Below are 18,998 nucleotides of genomic sequence, written 5' to 3' on the forward strand. Positions count from 1 at the left end.
ATTATAAGTAATGATCAATAAATAGGCTGGTTATGCGTTTGAGTATGATCAGCCTAAGTTATATTTGTGTTAAATCAATATATTTGCTTTTTTAATGTGTATTGTATGATTCTGTCACGCAGCATTTACTAACAATATAATAAATCAGGGTAATTAAACTATGTGGAAAAAGCTTCATCAACTTGCCATCCCAGTTAACCTTTACCGGTTATGTGGGCGTCTAATACCGTGGTTTATTATATTGAGTGTAATTTGTTTAGCGGTGGGGTGGATTTGGGGATTTGGCTTTGCGCCAACCGATAAAGTCCAAAGCCAAAGTTATCGTATTATGTATATCCATGTTCCTGCCGCGATGTGGTCGATGGGCATTTATGCCACAATGGCAATTACTGCTTTTGTTGGTCTTGTCTGGCAAATGAAAGTCTCTGAATTGGCGATAGCGGCAATGGCACCGATAGGGGCGGTATTTACTTTTATTGCCTTGGTGACAGGTGCGACATGGGGTAAACCAATGTGGGGTGCATGGTGGGTATGGGATGCACGTTTAACCTCTGAACTAATTCTATTTTTTCTGTATGTGGGGATTATTGCTTTATGGCATGCTTTTGATGACCGCCGTACAGCAGGAAAGGCCGCTGCGATTTTAGTATTAATTGGTGTGATTAACTTACCTATTATTCATTATTCAGTTGAATGGTGGCAAACTTTGCATCAACCTTCGACGCGTATGCAAGAAAGTATCAACCCAGCTATGCGTACGCCACTACGTTTAGCTATCCTTGGTTACCTATTTCTCTTTATCTCATTAACGTTAATTCGTTTACGTAGTCAATTATTGTTGTTAGAACGTAACCGTCCATGGGTATTAGATATTGTGAATAAAAAAGGACGTCAATCATGACTAGCGCATTTGCATCTTGGAGTGAATTTTGGGCGATGGGCGGCTATGGTTTTTATGTATGGCTGGCGGTTGCGCTGACATTAATACCTATTTTGTTACTCTGTTTGCATACATACATACAAAGAAAAATGATAATAAATGCAATTATTCAACAGCAAGCTCGTGAAGTAAGACAAAAAGCAGCAAGAGCGCGTAGGGAGGGAGTGTGAATATTCGTCGTCGTAACCGACTTTGGTTGATCTGTTCCATATTGGTTGGCGTGGGGTTAACCCTCGCATTGATTCTCTACGCATTGCGCTCAAGTATTGACTTGTTTTATACCCCCGGTGAAATCATCTATGGTAAGCGAGAAACTCAGCAAATCCCTGAAGTTGGGCAACGCTTACGTGTCGGTGGCATGGTCATGCCAGGTAGTGTAGTACGTGATTCTGACCCAGTCTCTAATGCTGTCAATATCACTTTCACTGTTTATGATGCCGAAGGCGAAGTTAACGTAAGTTATCATGGAATTTTGCCTGACTTATTCAAAGAAGGGCAAGGTGTTGTTGTTCAAGGGGAGTTACAGGAGAATAATCATATTTTAGCGAAAGAAGTGCTTGCTAAACATGATGAAAACTATACGCCACCAGAGGTTGAAAAGGCGATGCAAGAAAACCACCGCAGGCCAGCAGCTGCCTATAAGGACAATGCATCATGATCCCTGAAATTGGTAGCGTTTTACTGTGCTTGGCATTAGGTCTTGCCGTTTTGCTGTCTTTTTACCCGCTATGGGGGGTGGCACGAAATGATGCACGCTTAATGGCATCATCACGTCCATTGGCATGGTTACTTTTTCTCTGTGTAACAGGGGCATTCCTAGTATTAGTGAATGCCTTTGTTGTTAATGATTTCTCAGTCACGTATGTTGCCAATAACTCTAATACGCAATTACCTATTTGGTATCGTGTTGCGGCGACATGGGGAGCTCACGAAGGCTCATTATTACTTTGGGTATTATTAATGAGCGGCTGGACATTTGCGGTGGCAATTTGTAGTTACCGTATGCCTCTCGACATTGTTGCCCGTGTTTTAGCTGTTATGGGGATGGTAAGCGTTGGTTTTTTGCTGTTCATCATCTTTACTTCAAACCCATTTTCGCGCACGCTGCCCGCTTTTCCGATTGAAGGGCGTGACCTCAACCCATTACTACAAGACCCAGGGCTGATTTTCCACCCACCATTGTTATACATGGGCTATGTCGGCTTCTCAGTGGCATTTGCCTTTGCGATTGCGGCATTGTTAAGTGGCCGGTTAGACAGCTCTTTCACACGTTTTGCTCGCCCTTGGACGATGGCAGCCTGGTTCTTTTTAACGTTAGGGATCATGTTAGGTTCCGCATGGGCTTATTATGAATTAGGCTGGGGGGGCTGGTGGTTCTGGGACCCGGTAGAGAATGCCTCCTTTATGCCATGGTTAGTGGGAACGGCATTGATCCACTCACTTTCCGTTACTGAACAGCGAGCCACTTTTAAAGCATGGTCACTATTATTGTCGATTTTTGCTTTCTCATTGTGTTTACTCGGGACTTTCTTAGTTCGCTCAGGGGTACTGGTTTCGGTACACGCCTTTGCCTCAGACCCATCTCGAGGGTTATTTATCTTAGCCTTCATGGTGATAGTGATTGGCGGCTCTTTACTGGTGTTTGCACTGCGTGGGCACAAGGTACGCTCAAGGGTTAACAATGCCTTATGGTCGCGTGAATCCATGTTATTGGGTAATAACGTTATCCTAACAGCAGCGATGCTAGTTGTGTTACTCGGTACATTGCTACCGTTAGTCCATAAACAAATTGGCCTGGGTACGATTTCCATTGGTGAACCGTTCTTTAATACCATGTTTATAGCGTTGATGGTGCCATTTGCCTTATTACTGGGGATTGGGCCACTCGTGCGTTGGGGACGTGACCGCCCTGCGGCTATCAAAAAGTTATTAATCATTGCAACGGTATTAACCGTTATTCTTTCTTTTGCCCTACCATTACTGATGGAAGATAGGGTAGAAGCGTTGACGGTTGTCGGCTTAATGATGGCGTGCTGGATAGCAATTCTTGCCTTCGCAGAAATGCGAGTCCGCATCAGTAAGAAAATCAAGCTCACGCCAAGTTACTGGGGAATGGTACTGGCGCATTTAGGTTTGGCGGTAACCATCGTCGGTATTGCCTTTAGCCAAAATTACAGTATTGAGCGTGATGTGAAAATGAAACCGGGTGATAGCATATCAATTCGTGCTTATACCTTTGTATTCAATGGCGTACGAGAGGCTGATGGCCCTAACTACCAAGGTGTCATTGGCAGTATTTCAGTGAAAGAGAAAGACAAAGTCATCGGTGTTTTAATGCCAGAAAAACGTTTTTATAGCGTTAGCCGAGCTGTTATGACCGAAGCGGCGATTGATGGTGGTTTTACTCGCGATTTATATGCTGCATTGGGTGAGGAAGTCGCTAAAGATACGTGGACTATGCGTTTGTATTATAAACCATTTGTTCGTTGGATCTGGTCTGGTGGCGTATTAATGGCTATTGGTGCGTTATTTTGCTTGTTTGACCCACGTTATCGTCGCCGTAAATTACAAGGGGAAACAGCATGAACCGCAAAGTCTTCTTAATTCCTTTTATTATTTTTGCAGGAATCGCTGCGGTCCTGTTATGGCAATTGATGCGTAATGCGGAAGGGGATGATCCTCGTTTATTAGAATCCGCTTTAATTGGTAAGCCAGTGCCCGTTTTTCGCCTTGAATCACTAGAAAACCCCGGTCAGCACTACGAATCCGATGTATTAACACAAGGGCAACCTATCTTGTTGAATGTTTGGGCAACATGGTGCCCTACATGCCGTGCAGAACATCAATATTTGAATAAGTTGTCTGCACAGGGTGTTCGTGTGGTTGGGTTGAACTATAAAGATAAACGGGATAAAGCCATTGTATGGTTGCGTGAGTTAGGCAACCCTTATGCCTTAAGCTTATTTGATGGTGAAGGTATGTTAGGCCTTGATTTAGGGGTATATGGTGCACCTGAAACGTTCTTAATTGATGGTAATGGTGTGATCCGTTATCGTCACGCAGGGGCAATGGACGAGCGCGTCTGGGAAAAAGAATTTAAACCCCTTTGGGAGCGCTATAATCAGGAGGCGAACCAATGAGGTATTTATTGGGTTTATTGATGTTAGCGTTAAGTGCAACGGTGACATATGCATCGACAGAAGTCTTTACTTTCGATAATGAACAGCAAGAGCAGCAATTTCGTAAATTAACCGAAGAGCTACGTTGCCCTAAATGCCAGAACAACAGCATTGCGGATTCTAATTCAATGATTGCACTGGACTTGCGCCAAAAAGTGTATGAGTTAATGAAAGAAGGCAAAAACCGTGATGAAATCGTTGATTACATGGTTGCACGTTATGGTTACTTCGTCACTTATAACCCACCACTGACGCCGCTAACGATTGTACTGTGGGGGTTACCGTTTGTTGCGATAGCGGTAGGCGGCTGGATCATCTTTGCCCGTTCTAAAAAACGCGTTAGATTAAAACAGGTTGAGCAGGGCGATGAGGAAGCATTACCTGAGGCCTCTCGCACTAGCAACTGGGTTTATTTACCCGGGTTTATCATTGCATTAGGTGTTGCGGGGGGGGCTTATTATCAGGTAGGTAGCTACGAGAAAGTGGCAGATTGGAATAATGCCTATCAACAAGCTCCCGCTTTGTTAGACAGAGCGCTAGACCCGTCTGAGCCACCACTCAATAATGCGGAAATGGAACACCTCGCTTTAGGTCTACGTACTCGCCTCCAGGAAGACCCGCAAAATGTAGAAGCGTGGGAAATGCTAGGCCGTATTGGTATGGTGTTGGGGAATGCTACCATGGCAACCGATGCCTATGGCCGTGCTTATCGACTAGCCCCTAAAAATGAAAATGTAGTGATGGGGTATGCGGAAGTTTTGACACGCTCTTCTGACCCAGAAGATAACCGTCAAGGTGCAGAGCTACTTAAAAAGCTGATTGCTGAAGACCGTACCAATGTGAAAGCATTAAGCATTTTTGCATTCAATGCATTTGAGCAAGAGCGTTATGCAGAGGCCATCTCGGCTTGGCAAATGATGTTAAAACTACTGCCTGAGAATGACCAACGTCGTCCTATTATCGAGCGTAGTGTTGAACAGGCACTGATGATGGTACACGAAAAGAAAGGGCAGCCTTCCGATAAGTAAGTTTTTTCACTGATAGTGTTATACTGGTGTTCGCCTGTATAACACTCCCTTTCATATTACAATCCACGATTTTGATTACTTCGGTTTGTTAAAGATAGCTGATATCAATTCTTTTAATATAGTTTGAGTTTATAACTAGATAAAAGGAAGCAATATGTCAACTCAAATAATGCGTAATTCTCATCTAACGAATATCCCTCATCCAATCATTTCAAATTTGAATCGACTCACATTAGATAAGGAAGTTAAAGCTGAGCTTGTGAATCAGCAGCAAAAACTAGGTCGATTTGTTGATAATATTAAACAAAAAAAACAGATTGACCTGACAGGGTCAAAAATTCCCATTCGGCTACCTACGTTAAGGCATGCCTATTCAGAACCTTCAAAGATTCATCAAAAAAATATATCAGGGGCATTGGTATTAAATCGTTCGAATTCGGAACCAAGCAATCTAGATCGCGTCCACAGAACGCCAGTTAAAAAGGGTGTGTTAGCGAGAACTCAACCAAATTACCAAATAAATCAGACACCAAGAAGTCTACAATATATTCAAAAAGCAAAAGACGACAAAATTGCTGCATATCAATCACTATCCGATACGACTAAAAGTTTTCTCAGAGAAAAACTCAGCTATAAAATTTTGGTAACCTTCAAAAAAGGGCTAAATGGTAAGGAAACAAAACAATTCATGGTTGCCTATGAAGAGTTCAGACAAGGCGTCAGCGATAAAGAAAAGGAGAAATATCAACAGAACAAATTGAGCGGTTTTACACCAGATAACCGATTTCAATTTACCAAAACGGTTTGGATTGAATTGGATAAACTCATATTAATTCCAACTAAAGAAGAGATAACTAAAATAGTGGCTAACACAAAATGGTCTCATCTAAATCGTTAGGTTTAGATGGTTTATATGTAAATAATTAACTTATTATTTGCTTTAATTTCAGTCTATTGTCATAAGGAGAGAGATTCAATCAATAGATTGATTTTTATTGGTAATTGTTTGTTTTTTAGTTCATTACATGTAGAGGTAGGCCCTGCTTAACATTAATGGTGAAAATTGATAACATCCCTCCTCTAAATAAGATACAATTTCGCGCTATAAAATTCGTACTGAGATAACGGAAAAACGTTGCACCTGCGCCCTTTTATCAAACAGCTATCCGCTTATCTTGCTTTGCTTGCCATTGTTATGCTGTTCATTGCACCACTGGTTTCTAAATCTATGGTGCATATGAACACTTGTGCAGATATACAAAGTGAGATGGCGGACCAATCGATGCATTCGCATCATAGTATGCCAATGCCTGAAAATTGTGACGTTTCTACACCAATGAATCATATGTTAATGACGGGGATGGGGCAGTCTCCGATGGAAGACATTGCATGTGGTTACTGTCAGTTATTGGTCCACTTTCCATTTCTTATCTTATTTATTGCTGCGGTTATTCGACAACTCGCCACGCTGACTCTATTTGTTCCTTTTGAGCGCTACGTTCACATTTGGTTATTTAGACCATGGTCATTACATCTCGCTAGAGCCCCGCCTATTTACTGATGTCTTAGCATTATAAATCTTACAAATTAATTTAATTGCTATTTTTGCCTTTATTGTGCAAAGCGTTTTCGTTCATCTTGAATTTCTTTGATTTTTAAGAGGTTCACCCATGGGTGCTGAAAATGTATTTGCAAGCTAAGAGGCGAAAGCAGCGTACCTATATTCTAAGAAACAGGTAAAAAATGAACACACACGTTTTTAAAGTGGCTCCTATTGCAACGCTGGTTATTAGTGCGATTTTTACAGCACCTACAGTCGCTAAAACTGAAATCAACCAAAGTCTAATCTCAAATAGCTCAGTGATGATTGTTACTGCGCCAGTCGATTCACCATTGACTATTACGACATCCCCTAAAACACCAAGGCAGCCCGTCCCTGCGAGTGATGGTTCTGATTACCTTAAAACGATCCCAGGCTTTTCACAGATACGTAACGGTGGAACTAACGGAGATCCGGTTTTTCGTGGCATGTTTGGGTCTCGTTTGCGTATTTTAACCAATGATAGTGAAATGTTGGGTGCATGCCCTTCTCGTATGGATGCACCGACTTCTTATATTTCACCGGAAAACTTTGATGTATTAAATATGATTAAAGGGCCACAAACTGTTTTATGGGGGCCTGGGAATTCAGCAGGAACAATCCGGTTTGAGCGCGAAAAACCGCTATTTACTGAAGCAGGTATTAAAGGCAACGCAAGTGCCTTAACGGCATCTAATGAGCGCTGGGATGGTAATGCTGATATTAGCTTAGGTAATGAAACGGGTTATGTTCGTGTTATTGGTAATAAATCACGTTCAAATGATTATAAAGATGGCAATGGTGATAAGGTTCCCTCTAAATGGGATAAGTGGAACGCTGATATTGCTATCGGCTGGACGCCAGATGAATATACATTATTAGAATTAACCGCTGGTAAAGGCGACGGCGAAGCTCGTTATGCAGGGAGGGGAATGGATGGCTCTCAGTTTAAACGTGAAAGCTTAGGCTTACGCTTTGAAAAGAGTAATATCGGTGATGTTTTAGATAAAGTTGAAGCAAATGTTTACTACAATTACGCCGATCATATTATGGATAATTACTCGCTTCGTACTCCATCAGGCGGTGGAATGGGGGGCGGGCATATGGGGCATGGTGGCCACGGTATGATGAATATGCCAATGAAAATGCGAGTTGACCGTGAAACCATGGGCGGCCGTACCATGGGAACATGGTTATGGAAAGACTATGAACTGCGTGCAGGGGCTGACATGCAGACCAATAAACATCGTAAAAACAATAATAATAGCTGGAAAAAAGATGCACAATTCCAAGATTATGGTGTCTTTAGTGAGCTAACTTGGCATGCGACTGAGCAAGGTAAAGTTGTTAGCGGGGCTCGTTTAGATCGTGTAATAGTTGAAAATAATACAGGCGTAGGCTCTTCCGGGCGTAATACGGTGATGCCAGCGGGCTTTGCACGTTATGAGCATTCTTTATCTGATACACCTGTTATGGTATATGCTGGTGTCGGCTATACCGAACGTTTTCCTGATTATTGGGAGTTGTTTTCGCCTAAACTCGGACCAGATGGTAGTAACAATGTGTTTGATAAGCTAAAAACAGAAAAAACGACTCAGTTAGATATTGGTGCTAAATATAGCCATGAAGACACCCATGCATGGGTTTCTGCGTATGTGGGACGTGTTGATGATTTTATTCTCTTCCGTTATAGCGCGACAAACCCGCGAATGAGCCAAGTTGAAAATGTTGACGCATTAATTATGGGCGGAGAGCTCGGTATAGCACAGAAACTCAGTGATGAATGGAAAGCCGATGCAAATCTTGCTTACTCTTGGGGAGAAAATCGTACAGATGGCAAAGCGTTACCGCAAATGCCACCATTGGAAAGCCGATTTGGCTTATCGTGGGAAAAAGGTGATTGGACTACGACAGGTTTAGTACGCGTTGTTAGCCGTCAAAATCGTGTTGCGATTAATGATGGTAATGTGGTGGGGAAAGATTTTAGCAAGAGTGCAGGTTTCACAATATTTTCATTAAATACAGCGTATAAAATTAATGAAAATATGAAATTAAGCGCAGGCGTTGATAACCTTTTTGATAAAACCTATAGCGAGCACCTTAATTTAGCTGGAAATAGCGGTTTTGGTTATTCATCCAATGTACCAGTGAATGAACCAGGGAGAAATTTCTGGGCAAAAATTAATGTGAGTTTTTAATTGTTAGGCTAGCATCCCATACAGTATTCGTATGGGGTGCTGCTAGTCGTTAAATAATAACAGGAATATAGTAATTTAGCTCTTGGATGAAATTGCGTGAATCATTAATGAATGCTTCATAAGTGGGTTTGGATTTTAGGACATATTGCTCTATATCAGGCCCTTTACCACGGACGATATCCATTTCAGCAAGTACCTTCCCATAAGCAGTATAAATAATATCATTGTAATCTATACCATGAAGGCTACTGGTGATCTTGATTTCTAAATAATTTCCTGCGGGTAACTGTAAGTTGGTTGTTTGCGGAAGTGCAATATCAACATCTTGTTCATCTAGAGCCGTGGTATATAGGAAATGGCCTTCTGCATTAGTACTTTGGTCAACACCGTGAATGGCGTATAAATGCTGGGTGACATAATGGTTTTTATTGAAAAAATCCATCCAATAGTGTCGGCGTAGCTCATCCGTTTTTAGGTTCCACTCATTAATATCTTTAGTGTAACGATGTTTAGTTCCGAGTAAATTGATGGCTGGCAATTGAGTTAATTTAACTTGAACACTGAGCTCTTTATTCTCTCGTAGAGGTAAGCAAAACCCTTCAATTTTCCAACCCTGTCGTTTTCTGTATTCAGAAGGGGTCAGATTAAATTGTTTTTTAAACGCACGGCAAAAAGTTTGTTGTGAGTCAAAACGGTACCTCAGAGAAATATCCATTATGCTGTCATTTGTTAGCCGTAGTGCGACAGCAGAACAAGAAAGGCGCCTTGCTCGGATATAGGAACCAAGTGCGAGCCCTGTTTGGTTCTTAAACAGGCGCTGAAAGTGCCATTTGGTGTATCCTGATTTATCGGCAACAGTATCTAGGGATAGGCGAGATTCTAAATTTTGTTCTATCCAGAGAATGATTTCCCTGATAACACTTTCTTGTAGCATGATTATCCTTTCAGGTCTCTTTTACTTACCAACAAAATAACAAGCCATATAATATAGCAAGGTTATGAATTGTAAGTACTCATAGGTGCTCGTAATAGGATACCATGCTAACTGACAATTTTATTAAAAAGATGTGAAGTTAAGTAAGTATTGGGCGGTGGAAACGTAGCTAGATTGCTTGAGTACACCTATCTAGCGTTTACATAATTTGTCTAATTTTTACGTATTGTGGTATAGACTGAAGGTAATGAACATGGCATAAATGCAGTGGAGTGAATTTTTTTACCGAAAATAGCCAGGTGTGATAATTAATTTTAGATATTCAGAATAAGAGCAGGTTAATGTAAGGCACTAATATGAAAAGGTGATTTAGCTTTATAGACTAATATGAAAATTTTTATATTTAATACCTAAATTTAATGTTGTTATTCGACTAATAAATAAAAAAAAGCGCCTTTTTTTATGATTGAAAAAAAATTTCTTTATTATAATTATGTTCTGGAAACTTATTGATACGCATGAATACAAATTGTCACGAATTTCTTAAGGTTATAACATTAAATCAGTCAAGATAATTTTATTAAATTGAAAATGTAAGTTAGAATTTTGGTTAAATTGAAAATGTAATTTTGAAGTCGTTGGCTTATTACAGTGTAGTTTTCTATACCTATTAGGTTATAAAAATAACGTGATCAGAATCACAGTTAAAAAGAAAGCGATATAGCCATACATATCAGTATTTTATATGGTTGTTGATTTTTTAATTCATTAATGGATTGTCTTTAAATGACTTGTTTAGTTAGAGTTTTATTATTATAAGTCAATTTATAAATTTATGGTTGGTGATAGTTTACGCACCGGTTAATAATATTCATTTTAATATTTAATAGAGGTTATTATGGGGAAGGAAAACATTGCTAAAATGCTAGGGATAAAAATCCGAAAACAACGAGAAAACCATAAGATATCGATAGAACGGATGGCGAGTTTAATTGGTGTAACAGAAGAAGAAATGAGTCGATTTGAGACAGGAGAAAGCTGTATTGATGTCGATTCACTATTTCAATTTGCTTATCTTTTTAATGTTGATCCCGCTTCTTTTTTATATGGCGTTGTCAATGTGAATAGTGGCACATGTAGTTCAATACACTGATTATAAGTAATTTTAGAATGTAACATTAAGCGGTATAGTATTGTTATACCATTCGTGATTATAATAATATTAACTGTTACTATCAGAATTATCTTTATATTTTGTAATAATCAAATATATCCATAAGTATTTAGCTGTTTTATTACTATATCTGTTAGTTTATTGGCGCGACTCCATTGATTAATTTTGGCTAGTTTTGTGTTGCTACCGAGTCTTAAAACAAATTGGTCGAGTTGCTCTACAATAAAATTATTTTGATTAATCTCTTGATATGTTTCATTAAAAGAGAGTTTTTCCTTTATCTCATATCGGTTATTACATTGTTTTAATGACAGTTTGTCTAAAATCTTCCCCGTATTGAAAAAGATTTCAAATGAAACCAATAAACCGTTTTCTTGGCGTAAATTAATCATCAATACATCGCCATCGGTTCTTTTAGTAAAGGGATGTGAGTATTGAATAGAGGGGGATGAAAGGACAAAATCAGGCATCAAGGATAACAATAATTCTATGTTTTTTGTGATGGTGTTTCGTAGTATATTGAATGGTAATTGATTTTCAGTTTCTATTATTCGGTGCGCTGTGATACGCAATAACCCTGTTTCGGTACCACGTTTAGACATTAAAGACGCTTTTATTTGATTGAACTGGTTATCAAAGCTAAGAGGTTGGTTATAATCAATCAATACATCATGGCGCATTGCTTGCTTTAATACCTCCTTCAATTCGTTTTCACTAAAGTTGGGGATATCATTCAATAGGATATCTTTTCCGGCAGATACCGCAGTCTGAATTGCAAATCTTAGTAACTCATCACTGCAAGTGGATGTCATTATAATGCAGTCAACGCCATCATTATTGATCAACTCTTCTATCTTTTTCTTTTGACACATAAAGTAAGTCATAGAAGGTAGATATGGAGACAAATGGCAAATTGACTTTAGCTCACTATGATGAGTGCAGCATTTTATCGCATTTATATAAAGTTGGTTATAAGGTGCAGTGCCGATTAAACCAATACCAGAGCGATTAAGTGACGTGACAGAATGCTGCTCTTCAAGTAAACGAAGGTGGCCGAGTAAATAAAGAAAGTGTGTATTTAACATGCTTAGCCCTTATTCTTGGTTTTATCTAACACGAGATGTAATCCCAACATAGCAGGGTGAAATAATAATTTCATTTCATTGTCTTTTTAGAATTTGTATTTTCTGATGAGACTCACAAATTAAAGAAAAAAATGAAACTTAATTAGTTTTTAATAATGACGTCTACGTTAATTAGAGAAAGGACTGGAAGAGGCTCTGAATTAATGGAGGTGTTTAATTACAGAGCCATATATCTTAGACTAAGCTGCTGCCCTGACGGTAGGCTAATGCAACGGTCAGTGATTGTGCTAAACATAAGGTGGCTGATTGCGAACGAAATGCATCTACTTGGGCTTCTTTGATAACAAAACAAACATCGCTAAAACTTGCCAAAGGGCTAATTTGGCTGTCAGTAATAACGATTTGCTGCGCACCTGCTTGGGCCGCCTTCTCACTTACCATGACAGTTTCCGAAGCGTAAGGCGTGAAACTGATTGAAATAACGACGTCATTTTCACTGATCCTGCTGATCTGTTCCTTGAACATTCCGCCAAGCCCATCAATAAGTACTGGGCGACATTCCAAATGGCTAAGAGCGTAACTTAAATACGTTGCAACGCTGAATGAGCGACGCAAACCGATAATATAGATATTTTGTGCATTTGCTAATAACGATACGGCTTTTTCGATATCTTCAGCAGGGGTTCTGGCTGCCATTTGTTGTAAAGCTTGGGCGTTAGAATGAGCGAACTCCTTCAAAATTTGGGAAGGGTCATCTCCCAGTTCTTGGGAGCCGTCCATTTCACGAAACATGCGGGCTCTATCTGTGTAGCTGGCCGTTTCTTCAACGAGGTTCATACGAAACAATTGTTTCATTTCATTAAACCCACTGAAATTAAACGCATTTGCAAAGCGGATTAGAGTCGAAGGCGGAACCTTAGCCTCTTTCGCAATGACGGCAACTGTATCAAATGCGACACTATTCGTATTATCTAACACATAGCGTGCTACTTGCTGTAGCCGTTTACTTAATTCGTCATACCTTGAGCGAACTTGCTCTTGAAACTCATTTAAATTTGATGCACTTGACATATAACCTCCAGAATTTGGCTCTAATTGTAGTTGTTTTACGGCGTTAGTCGAATCTTTTTGAAACACTTAGTTCATATTTAAAAATTTTCTTTTTTTAGGATCTTAAAATAATTTGAATTTGGGATAATAAATTGAACAGCTTACATCAATTTGTTCTCTTATTTTCTTGATGGAAAGAAAGCCATGTTTAGCCCAATACAAAGGAAAAATAGCCAATAAATAAGTGATGGACATAAGTTTAAAATAGGTGTTTTTTAGCCGCGATTAAAAATTTCATAAAAACTTTGTCTAGATCACATAAATTGAATGTTATTTCAAATTTAGTTGTAAATGAAACAAATATTTCATATACATTGAGTAACAAGGTAACTCTGTCAGCTAAAGAGAGGCAACATGGAACAGATTCATAATTTCATTGGTGGTGAGATAGTATCCAGCAAAAGTGGGCGTTTTGCACCGGTATTCAACCCAGCAACGGGTGAGCAAATTGCTCAGGTTGTACTTAGCAGTGCCGATGAAACAAAAAAAGCAATTGAGATTGCGAATAAAGCATTCCCTAAATGGTCAAAACTTTCCCCTTTGAAACGTTCCCGGATCTTATTCAAATTTAAAGCATTGCTGGAAGAGAATATGGATGAACTGGCTCGTTTAATTTCAAGAGAACATGGTAAAGTTTTTTCTGATGCGGTAGGTGAATTAACTCGTGGTTTGGAAGTCGTTGAATTTGCATGTGGTATCCCTCACTTACAAAAAGGTGAGCACTCAGCCAATGTTGCTACCGGTGTTGATAGCCACTCATTAATGCAACCTCTGGGGGTATGTGCGGGAATTACACCATTTAATTTCCCAGCAATGGTACCGATGTGGATGTTCCCAGTGGCTATTGCAACAGGCAATACCTTTGTTTTAAAACCATCAGAAAAAGACCCTTCTTTAGCATTAGGATTAGCTAAATTATTAAAAGAAGCAGGTTTACCTGATGGCGTATTTAACGTTGTTCAAGGGGACAAAGAATCTGTCGATGTGCTCTTAACTGCGCCAGAAGTCCAAGCCGTTAGTTTTGTTGGTTCAACACCTATTGCTGAATATATTTACACGACGGCATCTGCTCATGGCAAACGCTGTCAAGCACTCGGTGGTGCAAAAAACCATTGTATTTTAATGCCGGATGCGGACATGGGGCAGGCGGCTAATGCCATTATGGGCGCGGCATTTGGTGCAGCGGGCGAACGTTGTATGGCATTATCTGTAGTCTTAGCCGTCGGTGATGAAACAGCAGATGCGCTCATTGCTAACCTGAAAGGTCAAATTGCTAAAATGTCCGTCGGGCCAGGTATTACGCAAGGCAAAGAAAATGATATGGGTCCCGTCATTTCAGCACAGCACAAAGCTAAAATCTGTGACTATATTACTAGCGGTGAAAAACAAGGTGCGACGTTATTAGTTGATGGCCGTGATTTTAAAGTGAAAGGCTTCGAAAATGGTTATTTTGTAGGACCAACATTATTTGATAATGTCACTCCTGAGATGGACATTTATAAAGAAGAAATTTTTGGGCCTGTCTTAGCAGTAGTGCGTGTTCCAGACTTCGAAACGGGTTTGAAACTAATTAACCAACATGAATATGGAAATGGAACGGCTATTTTCACCCGTGATGGTGAAACGGCTCGTGAATTCCAAGAAAATGTCCAAGCTGGAATGGTTGGGATCAACATACCGATTCCAGTACCGATGGCATTCCACAGTTTTGGTGGTTGGAAACGTTCTATTTTTGGTCCATTAAATGTACATGGAAATGATGGTGTTCGCTTCTATACTCGCATGAAAACAGTCACTAGCCGTTGGCCTGCAAGTGTTCGCTTAGAACACCATGAAAGTAGTTTCACAATGCCAACCATGGAATAAACGGAGACCCGTATGAATAAGCAGAAAATGACGACCGCTCAGGCGTTGGTTAAATTTCTAAACCAACAATATGTTGATGTCGATGGTGAGCAGTATCCGTTTATTCAGGGAGTATTTACGATTTTTGGCCATGGTAACGTTGTGGGTTTAGGTCAGGCGCTTGAAGAGGCGCCTGGGCATCTACGTGTTTATCAAGGTTGCAACGAGCAAGGCATGGCACATATTGCGACAGGCTTTGCCAAACAAAAAAAACGTAAACAAATTTTTGCGGTTACGTCCTCTGTTGGCCCAGGTGCTGCGAATATGATCACAGCTGCCGCAACAGCTACGGCGAATCGCATCCCACTGTTATTACTACCTGGCGATACTTTTGCAACACGTCAGCCAGATCCCGTTTTGCAGCAAGTTGAACAGTATGGCGACGGAACAATAAGCACGAATGATTGTTTTCGACCTGTCTCACGCTATTGGGATAGGATTTCACGGCCTGAACAGCTAATGGCAGCCATGGTTAATGCAATGCGGGTGTTAACGGATCCTGCGGATACTGGCGCGGTAACCATTTGTCTACCTCAAGATGTTCAAGGCGAGGCGTGGGATTACCCCGATTATTTTTTCCAAAAACGCATCCATCGTATTGAACGTAGACCACCGACAACGGTGAGTATCGAAGAAGCCGTAAATCTAATTCGTAGCAAGAAAAAACCATTACTCATCTGTGGTGGTGGGGTACGTTATTCCGAAGCTCACGAGGCATTTTTACAGTTTGCTGAAGATTACCGTATTCCATTTGGCGAAACCCAAGCGGGTAAAAGTGTCGTCGTTGCTAGTCATCCCTTGAATATGGGTGGAATTGGCACTACAGGTGGGTTAGCCGCAAACTTGTTGGCTAAAGAAACTGACTTAGTGATTGGGGTGGGGACTCGCTTTACGGATTTTACCACCGCATCTAAATCTTTATTTAGTCATCCAAATGTAACCTTCTTAAATATCAATGTTGCGGAATTCGATGCAAGTAAGTTAGATGCTTTGAAAGTTGTTGCAGATGCCAAAGAAGCACTTCAAGCACTGGATATAAAGCTGAAAGATTCTCACTATAAAGCTCAGTGGGGGGATGAAATTCAGCAGTCTAAACAACAGTGGAAAAATGAGCTGGAGCGCTTGTTTAGTATACAGTATCGGCCATTAGATTTTGTCCCTGAAATTGCAGGCCATCTTGATGATAAGCTTGAAGAATACCGTAAAACGCTAGGTACAGAACTGGCACAAACACGGGTGCTAGGCTTGATGCAGCAATACATGGAAGACGATGCCATTATTGTGGGGGCAGCAGGTTCATTACCGGGAGATTTACAACGTATTTGGCTACCAAAACAGCGAGATACTTATCATCTTGAATATGGTTATTCATGCATGGGGTATGAAATTGCCGCCGCTGTTGGTGCTAAAATCGCTGCGCCGAAGCAACCTGTTTATGCGATGGTCGGAGATGGTTCTTATTTGATGTTACACAGCGAATTACAAACCGCGATTCAGGAGAATATTAAGGTCACCATCTTACTGTTTGATAATGCAGGATTTGGTTGTATTAATAACCTGCAGATGAGCCAAGGAATGGGGAGTTTTGGTACAGAAAACCGCTACAGGAACCCACAAACGGGCTTGATGGATGGACCGTTAGTGAAGGTCGATTTTGCTAAAAACGCAGAAAGCTATGGCTGTAAAAGTTATCGGGTACATGATGAGGAACAATTGATTGCCGCACTGAAAGACGCGAAGTCCCATTCGGGCTGTGTATTGATTGATATTAAAGTACTTCCGAAAACAATGACCGATGGTTATGAAGCTTGGTGGCGCACAGGCACGGCACAAGTTTCTAAAAAGCCTCAAATAGTTGCTTCCGCTGAAAAAATTAAAGAGATGGTTGAACATAAAGTTCGTCTTTATTAATCAACATATTGCGCTAGTGCCTTATAGTGTCAAAATAACTCGACGGTGTTTTACCGTCGAGGAATGTTTTTCGTTTTCTTAATGAGTCAGATGTGTAACTAAGTAGGGTAGTTACTGGAAACTTAGCAGGGATTGCTTTGGTTTTTATTTGCATAGTGGTTATCACTTGCCGTTCTATATTCGTCATACTTCAAGTTAAATGGGGATAGCGTTACGCTCATCGCCAATACAACTCGAATCATTTTGGATTATATACCCAGCTTAGGCTGGGTTTTTTTATGGATTTAATAGTTTAAAAATAATTTAATTGAAATATATGTTTTATTTCGAGACGAAGGAAGAGCAAAAAAAGAAGTTATGGAGAACTAATGTGCCAGCAAACACAGACTTTATTGTTAAATGCTGTTCGCTTACATTGTCAATTTGTGATCTGAATAACACTAAAAATACACTTTAATATAACATTTGTTATCTAGAGCCCAAAAATATAATTTTCAAAAAATTATAAATTGAAATGAATGTTTTATTTGGTATATTTCGTAATATCCAAATAGTGGATTTAAGGTATCAAGGAGCATTTGAATGTTCAATATAGCACTATTCGGCGCAGGACGTATCGGACAGGTTCATGCTGTTAATATTGCCGGCCATAAAGAAACCAAACTTTACTCTGTTATCGACCCTTACCAACCCAATGCGGTTGCCTTGGCTGAAAAATACCAAGCCAAAGTTCAGACAACAGAAGAAGCAATGCAAGACCCTAATATACAGGGTGTTTTAATCGCTTCAGCCACAGATACTCACGCTGATCTAATCGAACTAGCAGCCAAACATAAAAAAGTGATTTTCTGTGAAAAACCTGTTCACCTCGACCTTGAGCGTGTGAAGCAGTGTTTAAAAAGCGTAAAAGAACATAACGTTCCACTGTTTATTGGTTTTAACCGTCGCTATGATCCTCAATTTCGCCACTTGAAAAATTTATTCCAACAAGGCGCGATTGGTAAAGCAGAATCTTTAATTATCACATCTCGTGACCCGTCACCACCACCTGCAGAATATGTTAAAGTCTCCGGTGGTATGTTCAGAGATATGACTATTCATGACTTTGATATGGCGCGCTTTATGATTGGCGAGGAGCCTTGCTCTGTCTACGCACAAGGCAGCAATGTTGTTGACCCTGCGATCGGCCAAGCCGGTGATATTGATACCGCGTTTATTATCTTAAAATTCCCATCAGGCGCAATGGCGACCATCTCTAACAGCCGTCGTTCAGGTTATGGCTATGACCAACGCATTGAATTACATGGTGAAAAAGGATTATTAACGGCTGGTAATATTAAAGAGAATAGTGTTGCGCTGTTAAGTGAAGTTGGGTGCTTATCGGCCAAGCCAGAGTATTTCTTCTTACAACGTTACCACGAAGCATACCAAGCAGAGTGGCAGCATTTTGTTGATATCTTAGCAGGCCGTGCGGAATCTGAAACGACAGGGACCGATGGTGAATTGGCTTTATATCTTGCAGACAAAGCACTGGAGTCACTCAAAACAGGTAAAGAAGTTAAATTGTAATTAATGCGGTAATACTATTTAACTTGATTATAGACTTGCGGTTAAAAATTAATTTTTGGCCGCAATAGTAAATATATTCATTTATTAATGAGTATATAAAATACTGATATTACATTTTATTTAATACTCTTTAGGCTTTCAATATTCCGAGATTAATTGAGGCTTTTTATAATCTTACTTTCTTTAATTTAACTGATGTATTCATCGTTTTAAATTTGCGAAATCTATTTTCAAAGAGTTTATCGATCAGGCCTAAAGCTAGCAAAGTAGCGATTCAAACCAGAGTGCCAGAAACTTATTTCATTATTTAATATTTAACATTAAACATTTATTTAAATATTGAAAAATTGTTTTTTTGGTAAGACATAATGATTCAAATAATAAGG

At 39.9% G+C, this 18,998-nt stretch carries 16 protein-coding genes; 13 read left to right on the top strand and 3 right to left on the bottom strand.

What is annotated here, in order from left to right:
- Window positions 1–160 precede the first annotated feature (160 nt).
- The 9 genes from PZ638_RS05775 to PZ638_RS05815 all read left to right on the top strand — a co-directional run bounded on the left by PZ638_RS05775 (window position 161) and on the right by PZ638_RS05815 (window position 8,924).
- On the top strand, window positions 161–901 hold the full coding sequence (locus tag PZ638_RS05775; protein ID WP_004262222.1) for a heme ABC transporter permease: 741 nt from the start codon (window positions 161–163) through the stop codon (window positions 899–901).
- Window positions 898–1,110 carry a heme exporter protein CcmD gene (gene ccmD / locus PZ638_RS05780; RefSeq protein WP_004262214.1) on the top strand — a complete coding sequence of 71 codons (213 nt, stop codon included), beginning with the start codon at window positions 898–900 and terminating at the stop codon, window positions 1,108–1,110. Before PZ638_RS05775 ends, ccmD begins: the two co-directional genes overlap by 4 nt.
- The gene (gene ccmE / locus PZ638_RS05785; RefSeq protein WP_004913345.1) at window positions 1,107–1,598 is read left to right on the top strand and encodes a cytochrome c maturation protein CcmE; all 492 of its coding nucleotides are present in this window, start codon (window positions 1,107–1,109) and stop codon (window positions 1,596–1,598) included. Before ccmD ends, ccmE begins: the two co-directional genes overlap by 4 nt.
- A complete protein-coding gene (locus PZ638_RS05790) occupies window positions 1,595–3,526 on the top strand; it encodes a heme lyase CcmF/NrfE family subunit (protein WP_094961337.1) in 1,932 nt (643 codons plus the stop codon). The genes ccmE and PZ638_RS05790 overlap by 4 nt, the downstream gene beginning before the upstream one ends.
- Entirely contained in the window at window positions 3,523–4,080 is a 558-nt protein-coding gene (dsbE, locus tag PZ638_RS05795) for a thiol:disulfide interchange protein DsbE (RefSeq protein WP_004262204.1), read from the top strand. The genes PZ638_RS05790 and dsbE overlap by 4 nt, the downstream gene beginning before the upstream one ends.
- Entirely contained in the window at window positions 4,077–5,147 is a 1,071-nt protein-coding gene (locus PZ638_RS05800; RefSeq protein WP_094961338.1) for a cytochrome c-type biogenesis protein CcmH, read from the top strand. Before dsbE ends, PZ638_RS05800 begins: the two co-directional genes overlap by 4 nt.
- Window positions 5,148–5,301: 154 nt before the next feature.
- On the top strand, window positions 5,302–6,045 hold the full coding sequence (locus PZ638_RS05805) for a hypothetical protein (protein ID WP_094961339.1): 744 nt from the start codon (window positions 5,302–5,304) through the stop codon (window positions 6,043–6,045).
- A 237-nt stretch (window positions 6,046–6,282) separates the two neighbouring features.
- Window positions 6,283–6,708: a DUF2946 domain-containing protein gene (locus PZ638_RS05810; RefSeq protein ID WP_112307320.1), complete on the top strand. Its 426-nt coding sequence runs from the start codon at window positions 6,283–6,285 to the stop codon at window positions 6,706–6,708.
- Between the two features lie 182 nt (window positions 6,709–6,890).
- Window positions 6,891–8,924, top strand: coding sequence for a TonB-dependent copper receptor (locus tag PZ638_RS05815; RefSeq protein ID WP_180312501.1), 2,034 nt, complete (start codon window positions 6,891–6,893; stop codon window positions 8,922–8,924).
- A gap of 49 nt (window positions 8,925–8,973) precedes the next feature.
- Here PZ638_RS05815 and PZ638_RS05820 read toward each other — a convergent pair whose 3' ends face one another.
- A complete protein-coding gene (locus PZ638_RS05820; protein ID WP_004262166.1) occupies window positions 8,974–9,858 on the bottom strand; it encodes a helix-turn-helix domain-containing protein in 885 nt (294 codons plus the stop codon).
- Window positions 9,859–10,756: 898 nt separating this feature from the next.
- Between PZ638_RS05820 and PZ638_RS05825 the strand changes: the two genes are divergently transcribed.
- Window positions 10,757–11,011, top strand: a complete 255-nt coding sequence (locus PZ638_RS05825; protein ID WP_004262164.1) for a helix-turn-helix domain-containing protein — start codon at window positions 10,757–10,759, stop codon at window positions 11,009–11,011.
- Between the two features lie 110 nt (window positions 11,012–11,121).
- Here PZ638_RS05825 and PZ638_RS05830 read toward each other — a convergent pair whose 3' ends face one another.
- Together PZ638_RS05830 and PZ638_RS05835 are read right to left on the bottom strand one after the other, a co-directional pair.
- Window positions 11,122–12,117, bottom strand: a complete 996-nt coding sequence (locus PZ638_RS05830) for a hypothetical protein (protein WP_272674025.1) — start codon at window positions 12,115–12,117, stop codon at window positions 11,122–11,124.
- 234 nt (window positions 12,118–12,351) lie between these two features.
- Window positions 12,352–13,188: a MurR/RpiR family transcriptional regulator gene (locus tag PZ638_RS05835; protein WP_036958475.1), complete on the bottom strand. Its 837-nt coding sequence runs from the start codon at window positions 13,186–13,188 to the stop codon at window positions 12,352–12,354.
- A 393-nt stretch (window positions 13,189–13,581) separates the two neighbouring features.
- On the opposite strand from PZ638_RS05835, the gene PZ638_RS05840 reads away from it, so the two are divergent.
- From PZ638_RS05840 to iolG, 3 genes are all read left to right on the top strand, one after another.
- Window positions 13,582–15,093 (top strand): CoA-acylating methylmalonate-semialdehyde dehydrogenase, encoded by a 1,512-nt coding sequence (locus PZ638_RS05840; RefSeq protein WP_004262148.1) that lies wholly within the window; start codon window positions 13,582–13,584, stop codon window positions 15,091–15,093.
- Window positions 15,094–15,105: 12 nt separating this feature from the next.
- Window positions 15,106–17,043 (top strand): 3D-(3,5/4)-trihydroxycyclohexane-1,2-dione acylhydrolase (decyclizing), encoded by a 1,938-nt coding sequence (gene iolD / locus PZ638_RS05845; RefSeq protein ID WP_164455268.1) that lies wholly within the window; start codon window positions 15,106–15,108, stop codon window positions 17,041–17,043.
- 582 nt (window positions 17,044–17,625) lie between these two features.
- A complete protein-coding gene (gene iolG, locus PZ638_RS05850; protein ID WP_004262138.1) occupies window positions 17,626–18,612 on the top strand; it encodes an inositol 2-dehydrogenase in 987 nt (328 codons plus the stop codon).
- Window positions 18,613–18,998: the final 386 nt, after the last annotated feature.

Source organism: Providencia hangzhouensis (genome assembly GCF_029193595.2).
Lineage (GTDB): Bacteria > Pseudomonadota > Gammaproteobacteria > Enterobacterales > Enterobacteriaceae > Providencia > Providencia hangzhouensis.

Bases quoted from the DNA above. Each gene is read 5' to 3' on its own strand.
- PZ638_RS05820 (WP_004262166.1), bottom strand. From the start codon at position 9,858: ATGCTACAAGAAAGTGTTATCAGGGAAATCATTCTCTGGATAGAACAA.
- iolD (WP_164455268.1), top strand. From the start codon at position 15,106: ATGAATAAGCAGAAAATGACGACCGCTCAGGCGTTGGTTAAATTTCTA.
- PZ638_RS05815 (WP_180312501.1), top strand. From the start codon at position 6,891: ATGAACACACACGTTTTTAAAGTGGCTCCTATTGCAACGCTGGTTATT.
- iolG (WP_004262138.1), top strand. From the start codon at position 17,626: ATGTTCAATATAGCACTATTCGGCGCAGGACGTATCGGACAGGTTCAT.
- dsbE (WP_004262204.1), top strand. From the start codon at position 3,523: ATGAACCGCAAAGTCTTCTTAATTCCTTTTATTATTTTTGCAGGAATC.
- PZ638_RS05835 (WP_036958475.1), bottom strand. From the start codon at position 13,188: ATGTCAAGTGCATCAAATTTAAATGAGTTTCAAGAGCAAGTTCGCTCA.
- PZ638_RS05775 (WP_004262222.1), top strand. From the start codon at position 161: ATGTGGAAAAAGCTTCATCAACTTGCCATCCCAGTTAACCTTTACCGG.
- PZ638_RS05825 (WP_004262164.1), top strand. From the start codon at position 10,757: ATGGGGAAGGAAAACATTGCTAAAATGCTAGGGATAAAAATCCGAAAA.
- PZ638_RS05790 (WP_094961337.1), top strand. From the start codon at position 1,595: ATGATCCCTGAAATTGGTAGCGTTTTACTGTGCTTGGCATTAGGTCTT.
- PZ638_RS05805 (WP_094961339.1), top strand. From the start codon at position 5,302: ATGTCAACTCAAATAATGCGTAATTCTCATCTAACGAATATCCCTCAT.
- PZ638_RS05830 (WP_272674025.1), bottom strand. From the start codon at position 12,117: ATGTTAAATACACACTTTCTTTATTTACTCGGCCACCTTCGTTTACTT.
- PZ638_RS05840 (WP_004262148.1), top strand. From the start codon at position 13,582: ATGGAACAGATTCATAATTTCATTGGTGGTGAGATAGTATCCAGCAAA.
- ccmD (WP_004262214.1), top strand. From the start codon at position 898: ATGACTAGCGCATTTGCATCTTGGAGTGAATTTTGGGCGATGGGCGGC.
- PZ638_RS05800 (WP_094961338.1), top strand. From the start codon at position 4,077: ATGAGGTATTTATTGGGTTTATTGATGTTAGCGTTAAGTGCAACGGTG.